The sequence below is a fragment of the Burkholderia sp. AU33803 genome, from assembly GCF_002223095.1.
Taxonomy (GTDB): domain Bacteria; phylum Pseudomonadota; class Gammaproteobacteria; order Burkholderiales; family Burkholderiaceae; genus Burkholderia.
In genome coordinates this window covers 1-25,109 of the sequence record NZ_NKFJ01000006.1, presented here as the reverse complement: position 1 = coordinate 25,109, position 25,109 = coordinate 1, and the positions used below count along the sequence as shown (strand labels likewise).

Below are 25,109 nucleotides of genomic sequence, written 5' to 3'. Positions count from 1 at the left end.
CGAGGCTCATCATGACATCCTCCACCTCCTCCCGATCCGCGTGGACGTACGAGAACAGGTTGCTGCTGATCCTGTTCATGACGTTCGGCTTCGTGTTCTTCGACCGCCTCGCGCTGTCGTTCCTGTTCCCGTTCATGTCGGCCGAGCTCCACCTGACGAACACGCAGCTCGGCATGGTGTCGTCCGCACTCGCGCTCACGTGGGCATTGTCCGGCGCCGCGACGGGCGCGTGGTCCGATGCGCGCGGCACGCGCAAGCCGCTGCTGATCGCGGCCGTACTCGGCTTTTCCGCGTGCTCGGCGCTGTCGGGGCTCGTCGGCGGCTTCGCGAGCCTGATCGCGTTCCGTGCGCTGATGGGCATCGCCGAAGGCCCCGTGCTGCCGCTGTCGCAATCGCTGATGGTCGAAAGCTCGACGCCGAGCCGCCGCGGGCTGAACATGGGCCTGCTGCAAGGCTCCGCTGCCGGCCTGCTCGGCGCGATGATCGGCCCGCCGGTGGTCATCGGCATCGCGACCACGTACGGCTGGCGCGAAGCGTTCTACGTGTCGTGTATTCCCGGCTTCCTGATCGCGTTCTGCATTTGGCGCTGGGTGCGCGAAGCGCCGCCCGGCGGCGTGCGGCACGCGCAGGCCGCACCCGCCGGCGCACCGGCCGCGAGCGGCGCGGCAGTCAATCGATGGGCGCTGCTGAAGGAGCGCAACATCCTGCTCTGCGTGCTGATCAGCTGCTTCTTTCTCACGTGGTTCGTGGTGATCATCTCGTTCGCGCCGGTGTTCCTCGTGGAAAGCCGCCATCTGTCGCCGTCCGACATGGGCGTCGTGATGACCTGCCTCGGCGCCGCGTGGGTGTTCTGGGGCTTCGCGGTGCCGGCGATCTCCGACCGGATCGGCCGCAAGCCGACGATGATCGCGTTCGCGCTGATCGCGGCCGCGTGCCCGGTCGTGATGATCCATGCCGGCTCGCTGTGGGCGCTCGGCGCGCTCGTGTTCGCCACGTACACGGGCCTCGGCTGCTTCACGCTGTTCATGGCGACGATCCCGGCCGAAACGGTGCCGCCGCGCGCGATCGCCAGCGCGCTCGGCCTGATCATGGGTGCCGGTGAGTTGATCGGCGGCTTCGTTGCACCGACCGTCGCCGGCTTCGCGGCGGACACGTACGGCCTGCAGTTCGCGATGTGGACGTCGGCTGCCGGCGCGATCCTCGCGTGCGTGCTGTCCTTCGGCCTCGTCGAGACCGCGCCCGCCGTGCTGCGCAAGCGCGCACTCGCCGGCTCGGCTGCGAGCCATCTCGATGCACAGAATTTCGGAGGCCACTGACATGCGGGCACTTCAATGGCATGGCTCGCGCGACGTCCGTCTCGTGGAAATCGACACGCCACGCGTCGGCCCCGGTGACGTGCGCATCGCGGTCGCGTACTGCGGGATCTGCGGCAGCGACCTGCACGAATATGCGGACGGCCCGCACGCGATTCCGGTCGACACGCCGCATCCGCTGTCGCGCCGCACCGCGCCGCTGACGCTCGGCCACGAGTTCTGCGGGACCGTCGTCGAAGTCGGCGACGGCGTGACGGCGCTGCGCGCGGGCGATCGCGTCGCGGTCGAGCCCGAGTATCGCTGCAGCCAGTGCGCGTATTGCCGCACGGGGTCGTACAACCTGTGCGTATCGATGGGTTTCGCCGGGTTAATGGGCGACGGCGGCATGGCCGACTTCGCGGTCGTGCCGGCGTACATGCTGCATCGCCTGCCTGACGGCGTGAGTCTCGAACAGGCCGCGGCGATGGAGCCGGCGGCCGTCGCGCTGCACGCGTTGCGGCGTGGCGAACTGCGGCTCGGCGAAACCTGTGCGGTGTTCGGCCTCGGCCCGATCGGCCTGCTGCTGATCATGCTCGCGAAGCTGCAGGGGGCGACCACGATCGTCGCTGTCGACGTCTCGCCCGAACGGCTCGCGGCGGCCGCGCGCGTCGGCGCGACGCATACGTTCGACGCGCGCGCACTCGGTGCATCCGCGCTGCAGGACGCGATCCGCGCGGCCACGGGCGGGCTCGGCGTAGACGCGAGTTTCGAAGCGGCCGGGCTGCCGGCCACGTTCGAATCGGCGATGGGGGCACTGCGCAAGGGCGGCCGCGTCGTGATGGTCGGCCTGATGCCGCATGCCGGCTTCGACGCGTTCCGCGCGGTCAACGACGAGCTGACCTTCACGGCGAGCGTCGGTTACCGGCATGCGTACGAAGACCTGCTGCGCATCGTCGCGACGGGCGCGCTCGACCTCACGTCGATCGTCACGCGCACCGTGTCGCTCGAAGACGCCGTTGCCGACGGCTTCGACGCGCTGCTCGCCGACCGCGCGCAAATCAAGATCCTCGTTTCACCCGCGCAACGGCCGGCCCGTCGCGCACAGACCATCGGGAGCGTCGAGCATGAGTCGTCAGTGGGCGTTTGAAGGCCGGTCCGTCGTCGTGACGGGCGGCACGTCGGGCATCGGTGCGCGCACGGCGATGCGGTTCGCGGAAGCCGGCGCGTCGGTCGTCGCGCTCGGGCTCGATGCAGCCGGCCCGCACGCGCCCGTGCATGCGGCTGTTCGCTGCGTGGAACTCGACGTGACCGACAGCGATGCGCTGACGCGCACGATCGCGGCGCTGCCGCGGCTCGACGTGCTCGTCAACGGGGTCGGCATCAGCCGGCACGCGGACGAATACCGGATGGACCAGTTCGAGCTCGTGCTGAACGTGAACCTGACCTCGGTGATGCGTGCCTCCGACGCCGCGCGGCCGGCGCTGTCGGCGCACGGCGGCAGCATCGTCAACGTCGCGTCCATGTACACGTACTTCGGCAGCAAGGACCGGCCCGCGTACAGCGCAAGCAAGGGCGGCATCGCGCAACTCACGCGCTCGCTCGCGCAGGCGTGGGCCGATCGCGGCATTCGCGTGAATGCCGTCGCACCCGGCTGGATCGATACGCCGCTCAGCAGCGGCCTGATGGCCGACATGCAGGCGTCGCGGCGCATCCTCGAACGCACGCCGCTCGGGCGCTGGGGCACGGCCGACGAAGTCGCGGACGTGATCCTGTTCCTGTGCTCGCCCAGCGCGTCGTTCGTGACCGGCGCGGTCGTGCCGGTCGATGGCGGGTATTCGACGGTCTAGCACGCTGCCGAGCGGGCATCGGCACGCCCACGATTGCTGCCGATGCCCGTCACACATCGATTTCCTTCGGTTGTCACTGAGCCGGGATTCGTCCGGTTCAGCTTTTTTCATATCAATCAGTAGTCCAATAAAAAATATCCGACTCGATCGGAAACATGTGAGGAGCACATTGGAGATGACGAAAAAGACCCTTCTGGCGCTTGCTGCATGCACCATTCCCGTCGTGTCGTTCGCGCAGAGCAGCGTGACGATGTTCGGGCTGATGGATGCCGGCATCAGCTACGTCAGCAATCAAGGCGGCCACGGCGCCGCGAAGTTCGACGACAACATCTTCTTCCCGAACCTGCTCGGTTTCGAAGGCAAGGAGGATCTCGGTGCGGGCACGCGCGCGATCTTCCGGCTCGTCAACCAGTATTCGCTCGGCAAAGGCTCGATCATCGGCGGCGGGCTGTTCGCGCGCACCGCCTATGTCGGGCTGCAGAACGACCGGTACGGCACGCTGACGCTCGGCAACCAGTACGAGTTCATGGTCGATTCGCTGGCCGCGAGCGGCAACGAGATCGCGCAGGATCTCGTCGGCCTGTACGGCTTTCGCAACGGCCCGTTCGACAAGCTCGCGTTGCCGAGCAACCCGACCGGCGCCTTCGACTGGGATCGCGTCGCGGGCAGCAATCGTGTCGCGAATTCGGTCAAGTACACGAGCCCGTCGTTGTCGGGCCTCACCGTCGGCGCGCTGTACGGCTTCGGGAACGTCGCGGGGTCGGTCGGCGCGAACAACACGGTCAGCGTCGGCGCGAGCTACGACAACGGCCCGTTCGGCGCGGGCGCGGCCTATACGAACCAGAAGTACGGCGCGACGGACGGGCGGCCGCCGACCAGCGTGCGCAACTGGGGCGCGGGTGTGCACTACACGCTCGGCGCGGTCACGGGGAAAGCGCTCTTCACGACCGTACGCAACGCGCAGAACGGCGCGGGTGCGTGGTCGGCGGAAGCCGGCGCCGCGTGGCGGCCATCGCCGGCGTGGGTGATCGGCACGAGCTACACGTACATGAAGGGCAACGACACGCTCGACAACGCGCACGCGCACCAGGTGCTCGCCGCCGTCCAGTACTGGCTGTCGAAACGCACGATGGTGTACGTCGCGGGCGTGCATCAGCGCGCGAACCACGGCAGCAACGCGCAGATCAATGGCGTGATGGATGCGAACGGCGCGTCGAGCGGCGCGCTGCAGTCGATCGCGCGGGTCGGGTTCAGCACGCGGTTCTAGGCCGCCTTCTCGGCGGATTCTGGCAGCGACCCTGTGTCTGGATCGCCTGACGACGCAGGCGCGGAGTCGGCCCGCGCTGCCGCGTTCGTCGTCACACGCTGCCGGCCATCCTCCGATCGAGTCGGTTCGAATCGCAACGAATGCACACCGCGACTAACCCGACGATCCCGCACCGCCCCCGTCCTGCATCGCCGCATCCCGACACTGCGACGGCGTGACGCCGAAGCGCCGGCGAAACAGGCGCGCGAAATACGCCGGATCGGAAAACCCCGACTGCAGCGCGAGGCGCGTAATGCTCGCACCGTCGGCGCCGGTTTGCGACAGCACTTCGTGGCACTTCTCGAGCCGCAGGCGCTGGATCATCGCCTGCGGCCGCTCGCCGATCGATTCGAATGCCTGGTAAAGCGTGCGGCGGCACACCTTCAATGCGGCGGCAATACGATCGGGCGACAGTTCGCCGTCGTCCAGATGCCGATGGATGTATTGCTGCGCGTCGCGCAGCAACGTCTCGCGGATCTTGCGCCGCGAAGCGGGCGCCGTGCCGTCCGCGAAATCGATGGTCTCGGCGAGCAACGTCGCCACCAGGTCCAGCACGCCGAAGCGGCTGCGCGGATTCATGCGCCGGCCCTCGGCGATCATCGCCTGCAGGCTCGCGAGCGCCACGGCCGCGCCGCCCGTCGTCGGCATCGCGCGGCCGATCGCTTGCCGGGCCAACGCCAGCAGCACGTCATGGTCGGCCACTTCGCACAGCATCGTGACGAATTCGCCGTGTGCGTCGTTTTGAATCCAGTATGGGCTGCTCGCCTCGTACAGCGTGAAATGCCCGGGCGGCACGATCACTTCGCACGCCCCCTGCTCGAGCCTCGCCACGCCGCTCAGTTGCCAGATCACCTTGATATAGCGGTGCTTCAGCGTCTTGCAGGCGTCGCGCCCGATGGAGACGCTGTGCGCACTGGCCGCAACGCGCGCCACGCGGCAGCGCGCGTGATCGAACACGTCGACGCTCGCATCGAATTCGCCGGACGCGCCGGCGTTCAGCTCCAGCGGAAAGAACCGATGCCGGATCTGCTCCGACCAGCACGACACGCCGGCCGCCTGCAGCGGCGGATGCGCTTCCGAATCGATCATGACGTTCGCCTCCAGAAAAATCCGGCTTTCAAGTACATCCGTTGCGTGGCCGCCTGCCTGCGCATGCAGCGGGCGCGACTATTAACTCGCCCGACTTCCGGTCATGTGCGACGACACGCGCCCGGCTAGCACCGATGAGAGGGGATCGGCTCGTAGCGTACGGCGCATCGATGCGAAAGACCATTCGCACAACTCCCATGGGTGGCCGGAACGCTACCTGACGCTGTAAAGATTTCCCCTAGATGCACCGCACTCCTGACGGCTCTGCACGCAAACACATGCAAGCGAAAAACTGGCGCGGCGCCCTGCTGACGGGCGGAAAGACGGCTTCCGGCCGTGCGCCGCAGGAGGAGACAACCGATGAAACGACGATCCCTTTCCGTGATGCTGTCCGCGCTCGTCGTCGCGCACGGCGCTCACGCAACCGAAGGCGGCGGCTCCGTCTATCCGACCGGGGCGGAAGGCTACCTGTGCTGCGCACTGCCGCCGCCGGGGCTCTATGCACTGATCTACGCGGAGCGCTACCACGCCGGCGAACTGCGCGACAACGACGGCCGCAACGTCGCGCCGCCGGACTTCAGCATCACTGCCTATTCGGTGACGCCACGGATCGTGTGGGTCACGCCCTACACGTTTGCCGGCGCGTCGCTGGCCATGCATGCGCTGCTTCCGCTCGTCACGCTCGACGTGCACGCGGGCGGGCAATCGCAGCGGCGGACCGGTGTCGGCGACATGACGTTCGGGCCGGCGCTCGGCTGGCACGTCACGCCGACGCTCCACACGCTGCTCGCCGTCGATTTCTTCGCGCCGACTGGCCGTTACGACAAAAGCGACCTGGCCAACATCGGCCGACACGTCTGGGCGATCCAGCCGATCGCGGGGATCTCGTATGGCGGCCGTACCGGGCCGGTGTTCGATGCAAAGCTGATGTGGACCTTCAACCAGCGCAACCACGCGACGGACTACCGGTCCGGCCAGGAATTCATCGTCGACTATTTGGCGGGCTGGGGTTTCGGCAACGGGCTGACGGTCGGCGCGGGCGGCTATATCTACCGGCAGATGACGGACGACTCACAGGCCGGGCAAACCATCGCCGGCAATCGCGGCCGTGCGTTCGCGATGGGCCCGTCGATCAAGTACGACAGCGGGAAGGGCTGGTTCGTGACCGCCAAATACCAGATGGAAACCGATGTGCGAAACCGCCCGGAAGGCGCGGCGTTCTGGCTCAAGGCCGTGTTTCCGCTCTGATTCGAACGAAACCGCGTCGGCATCGCCCGACGCGAAGTCAGCGCAGGTCAGCCCTGCGCCGCCTCTTTCACCGACCGAGCAGCAGGTCAGCGCCGCGTTCGCCGATCATGATTGCCGGCGCGTTGGTGTTGCCGCTCGGCACCTGCGGGCAGATCGAGCAATCGATCACGCGCAGATTGGAGAAGCCGTGCACGCGCAGCGTCTTCTGGTCGACCACCGACGTCCGCGGGTCCGTACCCATCCTGCAGGTGCCGGCCGGGTGATAGACGGTCTTGATGTCCTGCCGCACGAATCGCTCGATTGCCGGTAGGTCGTCCGGATCGATCCGGGCAGGCGCGACGATTTCCTTCACGTGCGCCTGCAGCGCCTTCGCCGACAGGATCCTGAGCCCGGCCTGAACGGCCCGGATCTGGCCGTCGAGGTCGGCCGGGTCGCTCAGGAAATTCGCGTCGATCGTCGGCAGGTCCGCCGGATCCTTGCTGCGCAACGCCACCCGCCCGCGCGATTTCGGTTGCAGATGGCCGACCTTGACCGACATGCCGTGCTCGCTCGCCGGCGGCTTCTCTCCCGGCGTGTTGTCGAAATTGTCGAGCAACGGCAGGAAATGGAACTGCACGTCCGGCCGCCCCGTGCCCAGCGTGTCGATGAATGCGCCGCCTTCGAGGATGTTGCTGGTCAGCAGCCCGCTCCTGAAGCACTTCCATTGCAGGAAATGGCGCATCGCCCGGAGCCCGGTGTTCTCGCCGTAGAGGCTCGCCGGTGTGCGAATCGACGCCTGCACCGACATGTGCAGATGATCGTGGAAATTCCGGCCGACCGGCAATGCGGCAACCGTATCGATCCCGAGCGCGGCAAGATGCTCCGCCGGCCCGATGCCGGACAGCATCAGCACCTTCGGACTCCCGATCGCCCCCGCGCTCACGACGACCTCGTTGCGCACGCGCACCGACACGGGCGCATGACCGCCCTCGCTGAATTCGACCGCGACCGCACGCCCCGCATCGGTCCGGATCCGGTGCACGAGCGCGCCGGTCACCACCTTCAGCTTCGCGTCATTGCGCACCGACGCCAGATAGGTCTGCGCGGTGCTTGCGCGTTCGCCGTTGCGCGTCGTCGTCTGGTAATAGCCGATGCCCTGCTGCGCTTCGCCGTTGAAATCGTTGACGTAGCGCAGCCCCATCTCCTGCCCGGCCCGGATGAACGCAGCCGTCAACGGATGGCGATAACGGTTCTCGCTGACGGGCAGCGGACCCGTCTGGCCGTGATACGCAGGCCCCAGGCTTTCGTTCGCTTCCGCCTTCATGAAATACGGCAGCACGTCGTCGTAGCGCCAGTCCGTGCATCCCCACTGCGTCGCCCAGTCGTCGTAGTCGTCGCGCTGCCCGCGGATGTAGATCATCCCGTTGACCGAACTGCCGCCGCCCAGCACCTTGCCCTGCGCGATGATCATGCTGCGACCGTTCGCGTTCGGCTGCGGTTCGGTCATGTACGGCCACGATTTCTTCTGGAACACCTGCATCACGCCGCCCGGAATCCGGTGAAACGGATTGTCGTCGCGCGTGCCGGCTTCCAGCAGCAGCACCGAACCGGCGTTCTGCTGGATCAACCGCGCGGCCACGACGCAACCGGCGGAACCCGCGCCGATGACGACGTAATCGAAGGTCAGGTCTTGAGTAGTCATGTGTCTGTCGAATGGGATAGGCGGGCGAGCAATGCCCGCGATCTTGTTGTTGTGGTGTCTCCGTGCCGGAACGTGCGCGGCTACATCGCGATCGTGACGACCTTCTCCTCCAGGTACGCATCGAGCCCGCTTTGCGACAGGTCGCGCCCGACGCCGCTCTCCTTGAAGCCGCCCCACGGCAGCCGCGCGTCGAGCGGGCTCCACGCGTTCACCGCGACCGCGCCGACCCGCAGCCGGGCCGCGGTGCGGTGCGCGGTCGCAAGATCGCGGGTCCACAGCGACGCGGACAGCGCGTAGACGGTGTCGTTCGCCAGCGCGACGGCCTCGTCTTCCGTATCGAATGGAATGATCGTGCCGACCGGCCCGAACACTTCGTCGCGCGCGATGCGCATCGCCGGATCGACATTCGCGAACACCGTCGGCCGCACGAAGAAGCCTTGCGACGGCACCGGTTCGTCGCCCGCGACCATCGTCGCGCCGTCGTGAAGCGCCACGGCGATATGCGTCTTCACGCGGTCGGCATGGCGGGCGCTGATCAGCGCGCCCATCTGCGTCGCCGGGTCGAACGGCGTGCCGACCCTGACCGACCGCGCCGCATGCGCGAGCGCGCCGACGACGTCGTCGTAGTGGCGGCGCTGCACCAGCACGCGCGTGCCGGCTGCGCACGTTTGTCCCTGGTTGACGAACAGCCCCATCGCGACGCCGGCGATCGTCTGCTCGAGATTCGCGTCGTCGAAGATGATTTGCGGCGCCTTGCCGCCGAGTTCCAGCGTCAGACGCTTGAACTGCGCGCCGGCTTGGCGCGCGATCGTGCGGCCGACCTCGGTGCTGCCGGTGAAACTGATCTTGTCGACGCCCGGGTGATTGACCAGCGCGGCGCCGACCGACGCACCGATGCCATGCACGAGATTCACGACGCCCGACGGAAAGCCCGCCTGCACGGCCAGGTCCGCCAGCGCCCCGACCGCGAGCGGCGCGTCCTCCGACGGCTTGATCACGACCGTGCAGCCAGCCGCGAGCGCGGGCGCCAGCTTCCAGCACGCGATCATCAGCGGCGCATTCCACGGCACGATCAGGCCGGCGACACCGACTGCTTCGCGCACCGTGTAGTTGACAGTCGGGCGCCCCATGAAGCCGCCGGTCGGAATCTGGCGGCCTTCAAGCTTGTCCGCCCATCCGGCGAAGTAGCGCAGTGTGTCGATCGACATCGGCAGGTCCATCATGCGCACCTCCATGGCGGGGCGCCCCTGTTCGCGCGCCAGCAGTTCGACGAAGCGTTCCGCATCCTGCTCGAGCAGGTCGGCCAGCCGGTTCAGCAGCTTCGCCCGCGCCGCGCCGGGCAACCGGCTCCAGGGTCCGCCGTCGAATTCCGCGCGGGCCGCGCGCACGGCCCGGTCGACGTCGGCGCCGGTGCCGGCCGCCACGCGCGCAAGCAGGTGTCCGGTGCACGGTTCGAATTTCTCGAACCACTCGCCCCGCGCGGCGTCGCACGCGTCGCCCGCGATCCGGTGTTGAAGGGTGTACTCGGCTGTCATGGGGGTGTCTCCAGATTGTTGAAGGCCGATCCGGCGCTGAAAACCCGATCGGCCTATCTGGCCCACTGTAGGACGCGGGTGGCGGCGCCGCTGGGACATCCGTGCATCGAATGCAGGATTCAGATGCACATGCGCGTGGCGTGTTCGTCGGCGCCGAACGCGGGCGCATCCGCACCGCGATCGGCATGCGCGGCCAGCGCGCGGCTGACTCGCGCATGGTTGGCGCACCGCACGGCCGGCGGCATCGACGCGTACGCCGCGTCACGAAGCAACGCGTGGCGGAACGAATAGAACACGCGATCGCGCCGATGCCGCGCGTACATGATCCGTTCTTCGAGCAGCAGCTGCAGGTGCGCATCGAGCGTCGCGCGATCGTGCGGCGAGGCCGCGGCGAGCAGGTGTGCATCCACCTCGAGCCCGATCGTCGCGGCGAGCTGCGCGGTGCCGCGCGCGTCGTCGATCCGGTCGAACGCGCGACCGAGCATTCCGCCGAGACTGAGCGGAAGCGGGCACGGGTCCATCGTCCGCAGCGCCGCGAGCGAGCCGTCCGCGCCGCTCATCGTCAGCTCGCGCGCGATCGCCTCGATGAACAGCGGAATGCCCGCCGTACGACGGACGAGCGGATCGATCCAGGTCGGATCGAGCGCGCCCTGGCCCAGATACGCCGACATCAGGCGCCGCGCATCATCGCGCGGCAGGCGGCGCAATACCAGGCGCTCGGCTGTGCCGCGCCAGCGCGCGAGCCTGGCGGGACGCGACGTGAGCACGATGCAGAGCGCCGCCGCACGCGGCGAGCGCTGCAGGTACGCCAGAAAATCCTCGGTCGAGCGATCGATCCACTGGACATCCTCGACGACGAGCAACACCGGCGCGCCATTGCCGAGCGACACGATCAATTGCTCGAGCGCATCAAACAGCGCGTCCTGTTCGCACTCGCTCGTCCGCCTCGCCGCTTTCGCATCGCAGGGCAGCCCCAGCCAGGTCGCAAGCGCGACACGGGCCACCGCCCGATCGCATTCGAGCGCCGCCAGCATCGCGTCGATCGCCGCGCGCGTGATGTCGGCCGGACTGTCGGCGTCGAGCTGCCAATGCGCGCCGATGAAACGCAAGATCGGAAACAGCGCATGATTCTCCCGCTCCGGCTGGCATCCGCAATGCGCGAACGTGTGGCCCTGCGTCCGCACGGCCTCGCACAGCGCGTGCACGAGGCGCGACTTGCCGATTCCCGCGTCGCCGACGACGAGCCGCGGCGGCACACCGTGCATTGCGCGACGATGACGTGCAAGCGTCTCCTGCCACGCACGCAGCAGTGCATCGAGTTCGCGCGTGCGGCCGATCATCGGTGCCCGCATACCGCCGTCGAGCGAATCGAACGGCGTATCGGCCCGACGCTCGCCGAGCAGTTCATACACTGGCTGTGGCGCGAGGCCCGCCCGGGCCAGCTGCAACGCTGTCGGCCGAAAATCCGTATGCCGTTCGAGCGCGAGCCGCGCATCGTCGCTGATCAGGATCTGCCCGGGCCCGGCCAGCCGCAACAACCGCGACGCGGCGGCCGGCGTCGATCCGCCCGGCCTCTGCGACGCAGACGCGAGCACCTGCCCGACGTGAATCGCGGCGGCCACTTCGACGCGCCAGCCTTCGCCGCTGTCCGTACAGCCGGCTTCGGCCGGCGCCGGCAGCCGCGCGCGCCCGGCCACCCGCACCATGTCCAGCGCCGCACGCGCCGCGCGGCGGGCAGGCCGGTCGATATCGCCTTGCAGGCCAAAATGGAACAGCAGCGTGTCGCCGAGCCGCTCGTCGACCTGCGCGCCATAGCCGACGGCGATATCCGCGCACTTCGTCAGCCATTGCGCCTCGTAGCGATCGAGCAGGGCGCCGTGATCGGTGCCCGCATGACGTTGCCGGCCGTCTCCGGCGATCGTCACGCAACAGCACAGCGTGGTGACCTGCCGATATTCACCAGCCGTTGTGACCGCCTCACTGCGCGGCATGAACGGCGGCGGGTGCATAGGCCGGCTTGCACGGCCGGCATCGAACGGACCGACCAGCGCGGCGAAATTGAGCACGCGAAACTGCTCGGCGAGTTCGTCGGCCGAGGCGGCACGCTGCGCCGGATGCTTGCTCAACGCACGCCGCAGCACCGAGCCGAGCGGATGCGACGCGATCGCAGGAGGAAGCGCGACATCAACCGGACTAAGCTGCTGATAAAGAATGTCGGCCACGCTGGCGCCCTGCATCACGACTTCGCCCGTCAGGCATTCGATCACGACCAGGCCCCACGCGTACAGGTCGCTTCCGGGCGTCGGCGGTTCGTTGCGCAGTTGCTCGGGCGCGCAGTATGACGGCGAGCCGAGCACCTCGGCCCCGAGAGTCGCGTCCTGGGGCGCGCTATCTGTCGCGCCGGGCAACAGCGCGCCGATCCCGAAATCGAGGAGCTTCGCGTGCGGTCCGTCGTCGGCCATTGCGAGCACGATGTTTTGCGGCTTCAGATCCCGGTGGACGATGCCGCGGCGATGCGCGGCTGCAAGCGCATCGAGCACCTCCGTCATCAGCCTTCCCGTGTCGACGGCCGACAGCGGCCCCGCCATCGCAAGCCGGTCGCGCAGAGTCTGGCCGTGCACGTATTCGAATACGGCGAACGGCCGCCCATTGGGTGCTTCCCCCTGGTCCAGCAGCGCCACGATGTTCGGGTGCCGCAGCGCGTCGCACAGGCTCGTCTCGCGCCGGAACCGCATGCGCTGGCGGGCGCGCTCGGCTTCGGTCCACGCGACCTCGTCCCGCATCAGCTTGATCGCGACGTCTTGCCCCGTCTCGCCGCACGTCGCGCGAAACACCACGCCGCTGCCGCCTTCGCCGAGCAGCGCACCGAGCCGGTAATGCCGCTTGCCGGCCAGCACCGCGAACGGCGCGGCAGGTTGCTGCGATTCATGCGCGGGGAGCGCGACGCGTGCGTGTGTCGCGGTCGACAACCCGGGCTGTCGTTCCGCGTTCACGAGCAATGGACGACCGGATCCGGCGCCGGACGAAGCATGCCGATACGCGGCTCGACGCCCGGCACCGACTGGCATTCAAGGCGCTCGCCGCGCATGACGCGGAACGGGAAATCGCCGAAGCGGACGCTGCCGCGCCGCCGCTCGATCAGCTGACTCGCGTCCAGCCCCGGCAGCGCCGCGAACTGGCTCCGGGCGCGATGAATCTGCACGTTGAGATGGGATGTATCGATACCGAGCATGCGCGCCAGCCGGTCGAGTTCGATCCAGCCTTGCGTGGCAGCATCGTAGCCGGCCTGCATGTCGGCCGAACGTGCGCGGGCGAGCGTGACGAGGCTGTAGTGATGCGCGCGCTCGCCGAGATCGACCACTCCGCCGCGAACATGCAGCAGCGCACGCGCATGCTCTTCGTCCCGGCTGACGAAGAATTCGAGCAATCGGGCCGGCACGGCCGGATCGGCCGGCGCGCGCAGCGTCATCGTCGAGCCGTGGCGCACGAGCGCCACGCGCCACGTGACGTCGCCCGTCGACACTTCATCGCCGTCATGGAGCGCGCGCGGCGGCAACGTGTCGTCGCACAGCCAATCGCCGGCCGGCGACCGGACGATCGTGACCGGCTGCGCGGCGTGGGCGGCCAGGATCAGGCGCGGCGTGAGCACGATCGGGTGCACGGCGCCCCGTACCGGCCACAGCGTATCGGCCGGATCGTCGAGCGACGCGACGCGCCAGGGCGCGACACCCGCCCTGCCGAACCGGATCACGTCACCTCGCTGCAGCACCGCGTGCTCGCCGTCGCGCAATGGCACGCCCGATACCGACGTGCCGTTGCTGCTGTGATCATGGAGCTCCCATCGGCCGCCGACCCAGCGGATATGGGCATGGACCCGGGACACCGACGCGTCGCGGATGACCGTATCGCAGCGAGCGGCATCGCGGCCGAACACGTGATACGCGCGGAGCAGGCACGCTTGCCCGGAAGAATCGTTCTTGAGTATCGCCATGGCCGCCCCGTATCGAATTCGCCCGGATCGCTCGAGTGACGCGTCGACGCCCGGGAAAGCGATTGATTCAGTGATCGCGAACGATGTGGACCGTTCGCCGCCTCGTTACCAGTTTCTTCGCCAACTTCCTTTCGGATCGTTGCTCATCCGGCGCGTGTCATTTCGGCTAATTGAATGGTCGGTGGTTTTGTTGTTTTAAATTCGAGCAACTTGATTAAAATCCTGCCAAACAAAATCCCGCATCGCAATCGAAATACTCAAATCCCGTTTTGATATTGCAATGCTTTACATTTTCGACGAATCTTCACTTCAAATATAAAGGGTCGAAAATCTTCATCGCCCCGCAACCCATGACAGGCTTACATCGAGCAGAAACACCACATTGAATGACGGGGTGCATTTAAATACCTTTGCTGGCGCGGAAATTTTGTTTGATCAACAGAAAATAAATCAAACAGTTCAAACTAATTAAATAATGATTTCCGGTGTTTTATTAGATTGCATTACATGAATTGCCGCAAGGTTCAAGCGTGTCACGGTCATTTTCTCGCGATGTCATCGGCATGCGGATACATGCCGGCACGCGGCTGCCTCACGATCAACGGCTGGCGAAGGCTGCAGAAGCCGGCAATGCATCGACTGTCTGATCGTCGTGGCTGACTCGTCCTACGAATCACATGAAGCGCATCAACGGCAGTCTCTCCGCCGCAAGCTTGTAGGGTCTCAGCGATTCCGCCTTTCTGCCCTTATACAAATCATCAAGTTAGGCACGTTCATGAGAATTTTCTCTGTCGAAAACTCTCATGATTCGGTATCGCTACCTGCAAATTTCTCGTGAATGTGAACGTACCCTGGTTAGGAGAGCTCCGTGCTGGGTACGGTTGCCTTGTCACTGCTAATAGGGCTACATCGCCCGGACACCAACTCATCTTCGCATGTCGCCGAAGTGCCCCCTCACTTTCTGTTTGCCTGCACGCTCTCCCTTCCAGCAGGCGCATATGCCGACCCGGCATCCAGCGATTCTCCATCAAGCGAGTCAACTATCGTACGCCGAAAGCGATCCAAATAAATTATCAATCTGTATATTTATACAGGTATCGTTCTGTATTGAGCAACGGCGGCAAGCTGTGACGAACCTTGTTGGGCGGTAGAAAGGTGGTACATCGCTTGGCAGCGCAACTTCCGATTTTCCAACCTCAACATGTGGTAGGATTTCCGGAAGTTAACCTGCCCATTGGAGGCGCCTTTGTCGGAACCGTTTGAACTCAACGCGCAGCCTGAACGCTCCAGCGCATCGGTCGTAACAGACCGCGATGTAGTTGCAATGCGCCTTGCGCAACTTCACGAGACCCTCAGCGAAGAATTGCTCCGGGAAGCGAATGAGCATGGCTATCGAGCGCGAATCGAGGCAACGGAGTTGCACGCGCCGACGGCGGCCGGTACGTTCCACTGGCATGCTTCGCTCTTTCAAATTCGTCTCGCGTTGGCAGCTCTCGGCTGGACTAAACAGGATCAGCGAAATTGCCCGTTCATCGTTTCACCAGACCGCAAAGTTGCTATTGCGGTCATGACGGGAGACATGGACACGGGGCTGGAGATGGGAAACCCGACGAATCAGGCTTCGAAAGGCGCCGTGCTTCGTCAGGCGGTTGACCGGAATCGGCAGCTCGAGATATTCGATCCAGCTATCATCACCGACCTCGCAAACTCCGAGGACGCCACGCAGCTGTGGATTCTGTTGTATCACGTCGCAGTCGGAGCAGACGGGAAGCCTGAATTGCGTGCAGAGCTATCTGCTCCGCGACGTTTCGACCGCAAGCAGATTGTGGAATGGTCGGAGCGACTCATTCTGGAAGCGCTGCGCCCGGAAAGCGAGCCGTTCATGGATCACGATTCGCCGACTGGCCCGATTGAACCCACTGGTCCGATCGACGTCCCTGTCGAACGCCGTACAGGCACTCAGTAACTGAATAGAGAAGATGTTTTTTAATCCGTCGAGACTAGAATTCGCCCGCACGCGTCGTGGTTGGACGAAGGCACGCCTGGCAAAAGAGCTTGGTTTGCAGGTGCGATCGATTCAAGGCTACGAGTCTGGCGAATATGCTCCGGAACCGGACAAACTCACACTGATATGTGACGTGCTCCGGTTCCCGGAAGAATTCTTCGCGGGCGACGACCTACCCACTATAACCCCCCATTCCGCGAGCTTTCGTTCGATGTCAAAGATGTCGGCAACGCTGAGAAACGTCGCACTCGGCGCCGGGGTGACGGCATTCCTTCTGAACGATTGGATTGAAGATCGTTTCAGACTTCCCGAAGCTGATGTTCCCGACTTGAGTGACCTTTCGCCGGAAGACGCGGCTGCATCGCTTCGTCGAATGTGGGGCCTTGGTGAAGCACCAATCGGTAACCTGATTCACTTGCTCGAGTCCAAGGGGGTCCGTGTTTACTCACTTGCGATAGAAGCGCGTGAAGTCGACGCGTTCAGCGTTTGGCATCGTGATCGTCCCTTCGTTTTCCTAAATACTATCAAGTCTGCCGAGCATAGTCGCTTCGATGCGGCACACGAACTCGGCCATCTTGTTCGTGACCGCCACAGTATGTTGCACGGCGAGGCTCATAGTCCGGATATGGAGCGTGAGGCAAATGCGTTTGCTTCTGCGTTTCTCATGCCAAGGGCTAGCGTCTATGCACGTAGATCGGGCATAGTCACGATAGACAAACTCATCCAGCTGAAGCAGAACTGGGGGGTATCGCTGGCGGCTTTAGCTTTCCGCATGAATCAGTTGGGGCTGTTATCCGAATGGACTTACCGCAATCTCTGTATCGAGATGGCAAAGAACGGCTACAGGACATCTGAGCCGAACCCCATACGCCGTGAGGTCTCGCAAGTATTGCGTAAAGTATTCGATGCATTACGTACGGACGGCATCAGCCGCTCCGCGCTTGCGCGCGACCTTAGTGTTTCGCGAGAAGACATAGATAATCTGACCTTCGGCCTCGCACTATCCCGCGTGTCTTCTGTGTAAGCGCAAACGTTTCAACCTCTGCAGGCATTGTCCACACGGCAGATCGACTACGTGAGCGTTCTTATATTGATGGGGTTGGAGAAAAAGGGGATCCTATTGGGCATACAGGTACGCGAACTTTCACGGCGTCCTCGTATGGATCCCCATCCCCTGTGCCGATCATCGCCGGTAATTGAGCCACGCCATGCCATCCAAAATCACGAATGAACAGATCAACGCAGCGTTCGACGTCGCGAGGCAGGTCTATCAGGGCGGACTGACGGCGTCGGTCGGGGCAACCCAGCTGGCCCGCGAGCACGGCATCAACATCAACAGCGCAACGGCGCTCATCCGTGACTACAGGCACCTGCGCAAAGGGGAATGCTACCGGCGAACGCTCAGCACACCCGCGGCCGACGTGTTCCTCCACCGGATTTTCACAGAAGATGGCGTCGATGCCCTCGCGCTTGCTGTCACGGCGGTCTGGGCGCACATCGCCTATTACGAGCGAACACGTGAGACCACGGTTCGCGCCCTGCGTGAAGTGGTAGCACGTCATGAAGAGCAGCTACGACGACACGGGGAGAGCATGACACTGACTCAAACTCGCGCGCGATTCGAGCGCGAGATCGTTTCAGCCCTGTCGGACACGGGGGAGGCGCGGCGCCGGCGGCTCGCCCTCGCGCCGAGGAAGCCAGCAACAGTTATCGTAACGACTGAGGTGTTCGTGCGTAACCCCGATGTCGTCGCGGAAGTTCTGGATCGGGCAGACGGCAAATGCGAGATCTGTCATGGTGATGCTCCCTTCATGCGTCGAGATGGCAGACCCTATCTGGAAGTCCACCACGTTGTCCAGCTCGCAGATGGGGGCGAAGACACGACTGAGAATGCCGTCGCCGTCTGCCCGAACTGCCATCGTCGAGCACACTACGGTGCCCCGACGCAGGAATAGCCGTCCGGCCCGCAGGCTAGTTTTCAAGCTCGAATTTGTGCTCCTTCAGTTGGAACTCGGGGTGATAAAGCACAACGAGTCCTTCAACAAAGGTTCTGCAATCCGCAATCACGGCGTCAGCCTCGTCGACGTTGCAGAATTCGCCTGCATGCGCCACGGCGTTGCGCTTGACGTTGATCCGCTCCATCACGGCAACCAGTGGAGCCAGTCTCTTTGCCTTGGGACTGCCCTTGTATAGAGGTTTCAACAGACGACTCACCTTCCCCTGAAGGCCATTGGCCCACACGAGCATGGAACCTACAAACTCCACATCGAATTTGCTGCGCGCTTCGAATTCGTTACGGATAGCCAGATTGGCGGCGATTTCGGCCGCGGTGGCCGCCCGCATGACGACCGCGGACCATTCCTTGCGATGATGCAATCCCGACAGTTTCCGCCACTGCTTTTCCAGCTTTTCAAGATCATCGAGATCCTGGTACGGTTTCTTTGTTGCCATCGTCAGTTCGTCGTTTCCAGATAGAGGAGTGCGCATTCCTGCCACACGTTACTACCACGCGAGAGCGTCGGCAAATTCATCACCGTACGCAATCGGCGCGCGGCCGTGCTGTCGTAGGCTCTGTCTGCCGACGCTTGGTAAGGGCGGCTTTTGCTGGCACAGATAGCCGACGTCCGTCCATAAATCACATACCGATACCGCTCGGTGACTCATAGCTTTCGACTAAAGCGAATAAAGATGGCCGCATAAACGCAGTCCGCCAGGCCCAATTGAACGCTGAATACAAAAAAATAACTAGTTCACCATGCACAGTGTTTGGAGGAACGAATAATCTCACCGCAGCAGTTCGATGTGACACTCCCAGTACGGTTTTGATTATCTTCGGCTACGCTATCATGCCATTCCAATCCGAGGAGGATGCTGATCAACAACGCATCCAGAATGAGTTGAGGGCGCTTTACCATGAAAACGTAGCGGTCGATAAGACGAACCGCGAATGAATCAAACACGTCCCCATACTCGATATCGCAAAGCGCCCTTGCCAGCTGTACATCGGTGGCTTCGACAATCATCGAGGCTTTACTACAATGCCCCCGACGGAAGTATCACGGGTTTTCAACTAAATGAACCTAAACCACCGCTCTCATCCTCCCCAATCGTCCAGAGATACTTATCGAACACTCTATCCCTAAACCATTGCTTCTTCACAACACCCTTTGCTGTTACGCGAGCGGTCCCTCTCGGGATAATCGACCAATCGAGAACTTCGTCGATTGCTCCGAGGGCTGCGCGGATGTCTTCTGCGCGTGCGTCGTACTCCTCTTTCCATGCCCGCGCAAAGTCGGTGTAATTTCCAGCCACTCGCCACTTTCGCCGCCCCTCTTTCATCGCACGCTCCTTCTGCAACAGCTGCAAGGCATTCACCGCACGTTTATCGTAGATACGAACGTCATACAGACCACTGAACCACAAGAATTTGGACGCGGCAGACAGCAGCGTCGGTGGTGCCTTGCCATCCGATGCAGGAAACACCTGCCCGAGTTTGTCGGCCAGGTCATGAATGCGATCGTCTATTGCAGAGTTTGCATTACGCTTTGCGGCTGCAACATGCCTCGCGACAACGTTCCAGCGATGGGCAATTTCGGACTCCGATAGCGTTGCGCTATTGAAGTTTCTGGCTACCATGTACTTAACTGCAAGCTCCTTCAGATCCTGGGTAGCAACGCGCCCATCGAGCATAGATGTGAGCGCTTTCATCAACACACGATCGGTGCGATACCACTGCTGGAGGTAGCTATATGCACTGTAGCGGATCAAATTTTCCGACATGACTTGGTCTACAAATAGTTGTTGGTCGCTACATCAATAACGGCTAGAAATGCTCAATCGTTAATCGATAGCGCGATCGCCTCGTTGGCAGGAGTCGGAATCGTCAGTGGCCTCGGCAGGCCAAACAGATACCCATGGGTCTGGAGGACGCGGCAGAAGAAGGAGTTATAACGCGACTTGATGGCTCTCGGGAGGTCGTGTTCATATTCGATGGCCTCGACGACGCGGCTAATCGTGGCACGCGCGAAGCTGAGGAACAAGACCGCCGGGCCGCAAGGAAGCCGCGACCGTCGCCGTCTTGAAGATTGAGATGGTCGTCTTGACTGCCCGCGGGCCACCGGTCACCAGGAGATTGTCTTCGACTTCGAGGACCTCTTTCTGCTTCTCCGTGATCGGCGGAGTCCGGCGCTGAGAATCGCGGATATCTGGCCAGTACAGGCCTCGGTTCGGAAGTTGGCCCCCGAGGTGAACCACTCCTAACACTTACCCCAATCGCACCGGACGCCGTGCTTGGCCACCCGTGCGGTGTCTGAGCGACAACTGAAAAAGTCTCGGCTGCATTAACGACTTCCGAGGTGCCTTGTGCTTGAACGCTTGAAGAAGGGTCGATAGAAAACAACTACCGATTCAGGCAATCAATATATGAGAAAAAGCTCACAATCATTGAGACCCTACACAAGCCGCCAGCCTCGCCCTCGCCCCGCCATCCAGCCCCAATAAATCCCCTTGACGACCTATCTTTCGATATATATCTTTAGATATGTTTTACGACATATAGGACACGATCATGCGACACAACCCCTCCCGCGGCCATGCCCGATGCGACGGTCATGGTGCGCATGCCCGCCCTGACGGGTTCGCCGGTCTCTGGTACGCAATCGGCCGCCATCGCCGCGGCCACGATCCGTTCGGCGGCGGCCCGTTCGGCGGCCGTGGTGGCCGTGGCGGGCGCGGCGGCTTTGGCGATTTCGGCGACGACGGCATGCCGCGCGGCCGCCAGTTCAGCTCCGACGATCTGCAGCTGCTGTTGCTCGCGCTGGTCGCCGAGCAACCGAGCCACGGCTACGAACTGATCAAGGCGCTCGACACGCGTTCGAACGGTTTCTACAGCCCGAGCCCCGGCATGGTGTATCCGGCGCTCACGTATCTCGAAGAAGTCGGCTTCGTCGCGTCGCAGGCGGAAGGCAACCGCAAGCGCTATGCGCTGACCGACGCCGGCCGCGCGCATCTCGACGCGCAACGCGAGCGCGTCGACACGCTGTTCGCGCGCCTCACGCACCTCGCACGCAAGATGGAATTCATGCGCCGCGCGTTCGCCGGGGAATCGGCGGGCAACGAAACGCCGGACGACGCGCAAGCCGGCTGGCTGCCGGAGTTCGTCGAGGCGCGTCTCGCACTCAAGCGCGCGCTGCTGCACAAGAGCGCCGCCGACGCCGACGAACAGCGCCGCATCGCCGCCATCATGCGCCGCGCGACGGCTGAAATCGAAGGGGGCACCGGTGCGTAATCCGCGCCACCCCGTCAACCCCTAAGGAGAACGGACTGATGCAGAACACATCCGACCGCACCGTGACCCGCGTGCGCCATACCCTCAAGTTCCGCTTGCTGCAGGTCCTGCGCGTGCACACCGTCACGCCGCACCTGCTGCGCGTCACGCTCGGCGGCCCCGATCTCGCGGATTTCGAATCCGCGTCGTTCGACGATCACGTGAAAGTGTTTTTCCCGCCGCCCGGTGCCGAACGGCCCGTGCTGCCGACGCTCGGCGCGAACGGTCCCGAATTTCCGGAAGGCGAACCGAAGCCGGTCGCGCGCGACTTCACGCCGCGCCGCTTCGACCGCGCCGCCGGCGAACTCGATCTGGAATTCGTGCTGAACCACCCGGGCCCCGCGTCGCAGTGGGCCGCCCAGGCACGTGTCGGCCAATGGCTCGGCATCGGCGGCCCGCGCGGTTCGTTCGTCGTCCCGACCGGTTTCGACTGGCACCTGCTGATCGGCGACGATACGGCGCTGCCGGCGGTCGCGCGGCGTCTCGAGGAATTGCCGGCCGGCGCGCGCGTAGCCGTCGTGATGGAAGTCGCGGATCGCACCGCGCAGATCGCGTTCGACACGCGCGCCGACGTGCATGAAATCTGGCGCTTCCGCGCCGAAGCCGACGCGGCGGACGGCGACGTGCTGCTGAATGCCGTGCGCGACCTGCCGCTGCCGTCGTCCGGCGACGGCTATGTGTGGGCGGCGGGCGAAGCGCTGTCGATGCGCGCGGTCCGCCAGCACCTGACCGGCGAGCGCGGCGTCGACAAGTCGCGCATCCGCGCGGCGGCCTACTGGAAGCGCGGCGCGGCGGCCGTGCACGAAACGCTGGAAGACTGATGGATGCGGGTGCCCGGCAAACGGGTACCCGATTGAGATTGACCGGCCGACGACACAATCGTGGCGTCGGCGCACCAGCGGGCTTGGCACCGCGATCGCGACTGGTATATATCTGTGGGTGCGACGCCGCTGTCGGGCGACAGCCGCCGCAGCCCGCCCAGGAGCGCCCGGTCATGACCAAAGAAAGCCACGCTTCGCCGTTCCTTCGCAACCTGAAGATCGTCGGCTATTGCGGCCTTGCCGCGGTAGTGCTCGCGCTGTTCGTCGCGATGTGCGCGATCCTGAAGGAAAGCGCACTCGACCGCGACGCCGCGCAACACCCGGCCGATACCGCTGAACTGCACGATGCGGGCGCTGGCCCGTCCGCCTCGGCCGAATCGGCCAAGACACCCGGCTGACGGCGTCCTGCCCGATCTCCTGCTACTTACGACTTACGGCGCGTGCCGGCGGCCCATCACGGCGGCATGCACCGAATCGCCGAGCCGCTCGAGCAGCGCGATCACGCGTTGCCCGTACAGGTGCGCGGCCAGCGCGCCGGCCGTGCCGACCAGCACGCCGCCCGCCATGTCGAACGGCCAGTGCACGCCCGCATAGATACGCCCCCATGCAATCGCCGCGGCCATCGCGGCCATCACGAACCCGGTGAACCGGGTCGTGCCGCCGAGCATCAACCCGACCGCCATGCTCCACGCGAACGTCATGTGATCGCTCGGAAACGAGCTGTCCGGCGCGTGCGGGATCAGCTGCGTGCCGACGCCCGCCATGAACGGGCGCGGCGAGAACCAGAAATGTCCGATGACCTGCGCGAGCACGAGCGCCACGCACACGCCGACGCCGGCTTCGATCGCCTGGCGCCGCGTCGGGCGCGTGCCGAAGATCCAGGTCAGCAGCAGCATCGCGGGCAACGCATAGACGAGCCAGTCGGCGGCGAAGATGGCGAGGCGGGCAACGCCCGGCTGCGGCGCAACCCCGGCGTTGATGGCGGAAAAGAGGGTGAGATTGAGGGTCTGCATGAATCCGGTTGCGTGGGGCGTAAAAAATTGGCCGGTTGCCCGGCCTGATACGAACGATGCTAAGGCGCACCCGCTTAAGCGATGCTTAACAAGACGGCCGCGCGCGACGAAGCCCGCCGCCGCGAACGCGCTTAGAGCCCGCACTGCAACACAAGTTCACACATTTGTCACATTCCTGCGGGACCGTCTCCCGGAAAGGCTCACCCCGCACCCCGTAAAGACTCACCTTTTTCACATCGTGGCGTCATCGACGTGTGCAACCATCGGGGCGCCGGATGCCACCCAGGCCGTTTACCTCATTCATCTCAATATTTACGCGGCGAATGCTGCGAAATCGGCAACAATTAATTCCTAATGCGGCATCGCACAACGGGAACGCACAGGCATAGGATTACGAGCTTACGAGCACTCATCCACGAAGCGATCAACAACAAGGAGTCCGCATGAAACCCAGCGATGTCCGATCGAAAGCGTTTGCGATGCCGTTGACCAGCCCCGCCTTCCCGATGGGCCCTTACCGTTTCGTCGATCGTGAGTTCCTGATCATCACGTATCGAACCGATCCGGACCGTCTCCGCGAAATCGTCCCCGAGCCGCTGCAGGTCACCGAGCCGCTCGTGCATTACGAATTCATCCGCATGGCCGATTCGACCGGCTTCGGCGACTACACCGAAAGCGGCCAGGTGATTCCCGTCGAATACGACGGCCAGCCGGGCGGCTATACGCTCGCGATGTATCTCGACGATCACCCGCCGATCGCCGGCGGCCGCGAACTGTGGGGCTTCCCGAAGAAGCTCGCGTCGCCCACGCTGCACGTGAACACCGACCACCTCCTCGGCTCGCTCGACTACGGCAAGGTGCGCGTCGCCACCGGCACGATGGGCTACAAGCACAAGGAACTCGACATCGACGAGCAGACCAGGCGTCTCGCCGGCCCCAATTTCCTGCTGAAGATCATCCCGCACGTCGACGGCACCGCGCGCGTCTGCGAACTGGTGCGCTACTACATGCAGGACATCAAGATGAAAGGCGCATGGACGGGCCCCGCATCGCTCGAGCTGGCGCCGCATGCGCTCGCGCCCGTGGCCGACCTGCCCGTGCTCGAAATCGTCGAAGCCCGCCACATCGTCGCGGATTTGACACTGGGCCTCGGCGAAGTCGTCTACGATTACCTGGCTCAGTAACACGTCCGCAGTCCTTTCTCCCTGTCAATCCTTTCACCACGGGAATTCGAACATGAGCAACCTGAATGGCAAGACCGCAGTCGTCACGGGCGCCGCAAGCGGCATCGGCAAGGAAATCGCGCTGGAGCTCGCGAAGGCGGGCGCGGCGGTCGCGATCGCCGACCTGAACCAGGACGGCGCGAACGCGGTCGCCGACGAGATCGTCAAGGCAGGCGGCAAGGCAATCGGCGTCGCGATGGACGTGACGAACGAGGAAGCCGTGAACAGCGGGATCGACAAGGTGGCCGAAACGTTCGGCTCGGTCGACATCCTCGTGTCGAACGCGGGCATCCAGATCGTCAACCCGATCGAGAACTATTCGTTCGCCGACTGGAAGAAGATGCAGGCGATCCACGTCGACGGCGCGTTCCTGACGACCAAAGCCGCGCTGAAGCACATGTACAAGGACGATCGCGGCGGTGTCGTGATCTACATGGGTTCGGTGCACTCGCACGAAGCGTCGCCGCTGAAGTCGGCGTACGTGACGGCCAAGCACGGCCTGCTCGGCCTGGCCCGCGTGCTGGCGAAGGAAGGCGCGAAGCACAACGTGCGTTCGCACGTCGTGTGTCCGGGCTTCGTGCGCACGCCGCTGGTCGACAAGCAGATTCCGGAGCAGGCGAAGGAGCTCGGGATCAGCGAAGAGGAAGTGGTGAAGAAGGTGATGCTCGGCAATACGGTCGACGGCGTGTTCACGACCGTTCAGGACGTCGCGCAGACGGTGCTGTTCCTGTC

21 protein-coding genes and 1 pseudogene are annotated in these 25,109 nt (G+C 64.3%); 13 read left to right on the top strand and 9 right to left on the bottom strand.

Annotated elements, in window-relative coordinates; translation table 11 throughout:
* Positions 1 to 11: 11 nt before the first annotated feature.
* From CFB41_RS17190 to CFB41_RS17175, 4 genes are all read left to right on the top strand, one after another.
* The gene (locus tag CFB41_RS17190) at positions 12 to 1,316 is read left to right on the top strand and encodes an MFS transporter (protein ID WP_089457247.1); all 1,305 of its coding nucleotides are present in this window, start codon (positions 12 to 14) and stop codon (positions 1,314 to 1,316) included.
* A 1-nt stretch (position 1,317) separates the two neighbouring features.
* The gene (locus tag CFB41_RS17185) at positions 1,318 to 2,439 is read left to right on the top strand and encodes a 2,3-butanediol dehydrogenase (RefSeq protein WP_089457246.1); all 1,122 of its coding nucleotides are present in this window, start codon (positions 1,318 to 1,320) and stop codon (positions 2,437 to 2,439) included.
* Entirely contained in the window at positions 2,417 to 3,139 is a 723-nt protein-coding gene (locus CFB41_RS17180; protein WP_089457245.1) for an SDR family NAD(P)-dependent oxidoreductase, read from the top strand. Before CFB41_RS17185 ends, CFB41_RS17180 begins: the two co-directional genes overlap by 23 nt.
* A 175-nt stretch (positions 3,140 to 3,314) precedes the next feature.
* Positions 3,315 to 4,406 carry a porin gene (locus CFB41_RS17175; RefSeq protein ID WP_089457244.1) on the top strand — a complete coding sequence of 364 codons (1,092 nt, stop codon included), beginning with the start codon at positions 3,315 to 3,317 and terminating at the stop codon, positions 4,404 to 4,406.
* Positions 4,407 to 4,559: 153 nt separating this feature from the next.
* On the opposite strand, the gene CFB41_RS17170 is transcribed toward CFB41_RS17175, so the two are convergent.
* Positions 4,560 to 5,534, bottom strand: coding sequence for a helix-turn-helix domain-containing protein (locus CFB41_RS17170; protein ID WP_089457243.1), 975 nt, complete (start codon positions 5,532 to 5,534; stop codon positions 4,560 to 4,562).
* Positions 5,535 to 5,894: 360 nt separating this feature from the next.
* On the opposite strand from CFB41_RS17170, the gene CFB41_RS17165 reads away from it, so the two are divergent.
* Positions 5,895 to 6,782 carry a transporter gene (locus tag CFB41_RS17165; protein ID WP_089457242.1) on the top strand — a complete coding sequence of 296 codons (888 nt, stop codon included), beginning with the start codon at positions 5,895 to 5,897 and terminating at the stop codon, positions 6,780 to 6,782.
* A 67-nt stretch (positions 6,783 to 6,849) separates the two neighbouring features.
* On the opposite strand, the gene CFB41_RS17160 is transcribed toward CFB41_RS17165, so the two are convergent.
* The 4 genes and pseudogenes from CFB41_RS17160 to CFB41_RS17145 all read right to left on the bottom strand — a co-directional run bounded on the left by CFB41_RS17160 (position 6,850) and on the right by CFB41_RS17145 (position 13,989).
* On the bottom strand, positions 6,850 to 8,463 hold the full coding sequence (locus CFB41_RS17160) for a GMC family oxidoreductase (protein WP_089457241.1): 1,614 nt from the start codon (positions 8,461 to 8,463) through the stop codon (positions 6,850 to 6,852).
* An 80-nt stretch (positions 8,464 to 8,543) separates the two neighbouring features.
* Positions 8,544 to 9,998 carry an aldehyde dehydrogenase gene (locus CFB41_RS17155; RefSeq protein ID WP_089457240.1) on the bottom strand — a complete coding sequence of 485 codons (1,455 nt, stop codon included), beginning with the start codon at positions 9,996 to 9,998 and terminating at the stop codon, positions 8,544 to 8,546.
* Positions 9,999 to 10,129: 131 nt separating this feature from the next.
* Positions 10,130 to 12,967 (bottom strand): annotated as a pseudogene (locus CFB41_RS17150) (TOMM system kinase/cyclase fusion protein); the annotation flags it as partial.
* A 20-nt stretch (positions 12,968 to 12,987) separates the two neighbouring features.
* Positions 12,988 to 13,989: an FHA domain-containing protein gene (locus CFB41_RS17145; RefSeq protein WP_089457239.1), complete on the bottom strand. Its 1,002-nt coding sequence runs from the start codon at positions 13,987 to 13,989 to the stop codon at positions 12,988 to 12,990.
* 1,246 nt (positions 13,990 to 15,235) lie between these two features.
* Here CFB41_RS17145 and CFB41_RS37545 point away from each other — a divergent pair.
* The 3 genes from CFB41_RS37545 (at position 15,236) to CFB41_RS38635 (ending at position 17,949) form a co-directional block, all read left to right on the top strand.
* Positions 15,236 to 15,955, top strand: a complete 720-nt coding sequence (locus CFB41_RS37545; RefSeq protein WP_144029943.1) for a hypothetical protein — start codon at positions 15,236 to 15,238, stop codon at positions 15,953 to 15,955.
* Positions 15,956 to 15,968: 13 nt separating this feature from the next.
* Positions 15,969 to 17,018 carry an XRE family transcriptional regulator gene (locus tag CFB41_RS17135; protein ID WP_089457237.1) on the top strand — a complete coding sequence of 350 codons (1,050 nt, stop codon included), beginning with the start codon at positions 15,969 to 15,971 and terminating at the stop codon, positions 17,016 to 17,018.
* Between the two features lie 184 nt (positions 17,019 to 17,202).
* Complete coding sequence (locus CFB41_RS38635) at positions 17,203 to 17,949, top strand: HNH endonuclease signature motif containing protein (RefSeq protein ID WP_089457236.1); 747 nt, start codon at positions 17,203 to 17,205, stop codon at positions 17,947 to 17,949.
* A gap of 16 nt (positions 17,950 to 17,965) precedes the next feature.
* On the opposite strand, the gene CFB41_RS17125 is transcribed toward CFB41_RS38635, so the two are convergent.
* From CFB41_RS17125 to CFB41_RS17120, 3 genes are all read right to left on the bottom strand, one after another.
* Positions 17,966 to 18,445 carry a hypothetical protein gene (locus CFB41_RS17125; RefSeq protein ID WP_089457235.1) on the bottom strand — a complete coding sequence of 160 codons (480 nt, stop codon included), beginning with the start codon at positions 18,443 to 18,445 and terminating at the stop codon, positions 17,966 to 17,968.
* A 299-nt stretch (positions 18,446 to 18,744) separates the two neighbouring features.
* Entirely contained in the window at positions 18,745 to 19,017 is a 273-nt protein-coding gene (locus CFB41_RS37540) for a hypothetical protein (RefSeq protein WP_144029942.1), read from the bottom strand.
* Between the two features lie 43 nt (positions 19,018 to 19,060).
* On the bottom strand, positions 19,061 to 19,774 hold the full coding sequence (locus tag CFB41_RS17120) for a hypothetical protein (RefSeq protein WP_089457234.1): 714 nt from the start codon (positions 19,772 to 19,774) through the stop codon (positions 19,061 to 19,063).
* A 787-nt stretch (positions 19,775 to 20,561) separates the two neighbouring features.
* Here CFB41_RS17120 and CFB41_RS17110 point away from each other — a divergent pair.
* From CFB41_RS17110 to CFB41_RS17100, 3 genes are all read left to right on the top strand, one after another.
* Positions 20,562 to 21,281: a PadR family transcriptional regulator gene (locus CFB41_RS17110; RefSeq protein ID WP_089457233.1), complete on the top strand. Its 720-nt coding sequence runs from the start codon at positions 20,562 to 20,564 to the stop codon at positions 21,279 to 21,281.
* Between the two features lie 38 nt (positions 21,282 to 21,319).
* A complete protein-coding gene (locus CFB41_RS17105) occupies positions 21,320 to 22,141 on the top strand; it encodes a siderophore-interacting protein (RefSeq protein WP_089457232.1) in 822 nt (273 codons plus the stop codon).
* 173 nt (positions 22,142 to 22,314) lie between these two features.
* Positions 22,315 to 22,539 (top strand): hypothetical protein, encoded by a 225-nt coding sequence (locus CFB41_RS17100; protein ID WP_089428705.1) that lies wholly within the window; start codon positions 22,315 to 22,317, stop codon positions 22,537 to 22,539.
* Positions 22,540 to 22,572: 33 nt separating this feature from the next.
* Here CFB41_RS17100 and CFB41_RS17095 read toward each other — a convergent pair whose 3' ends face one another.
* Positions 22,573 to 23,154: an undecaprenyl-diphosphatase gene (locus CFB41_RS17095; protein WP_089457231.1), complete on the bottom strand. Its 582-nt coding sequence runs from the start codon at positions 23,152 to 23,154 to the stop codon at positions 22,573 to 22,575.
* Positions 23,155 to 23,597: 443 nt separating this feature from the next.
* Between CFB41_RS17095 and CFB41_RS17090 the strand changes: the two genes are divergently transcribed.
* Positions 23,598 to 24,338 (top strand): acetoacetate decarboxylase, encoded by a 741-nt coding sequence (locus CFB41_RS17090; protein WP_089457230.1) that lies wholly within the window; start codon positions 23,598 to 23,600, stop codon positions 24,336 to 24,338.
* Between the two features lie 52 nt (positions 24,339 to 24,390).
* On the top strand, positions 24,391 to 25,109 hold a 719-nt coding region (locus CFB41_RS17085; protein WP_089457229.1), incomplete at its 3' end, for a 3-hydroxybutyrate dehydrogenase.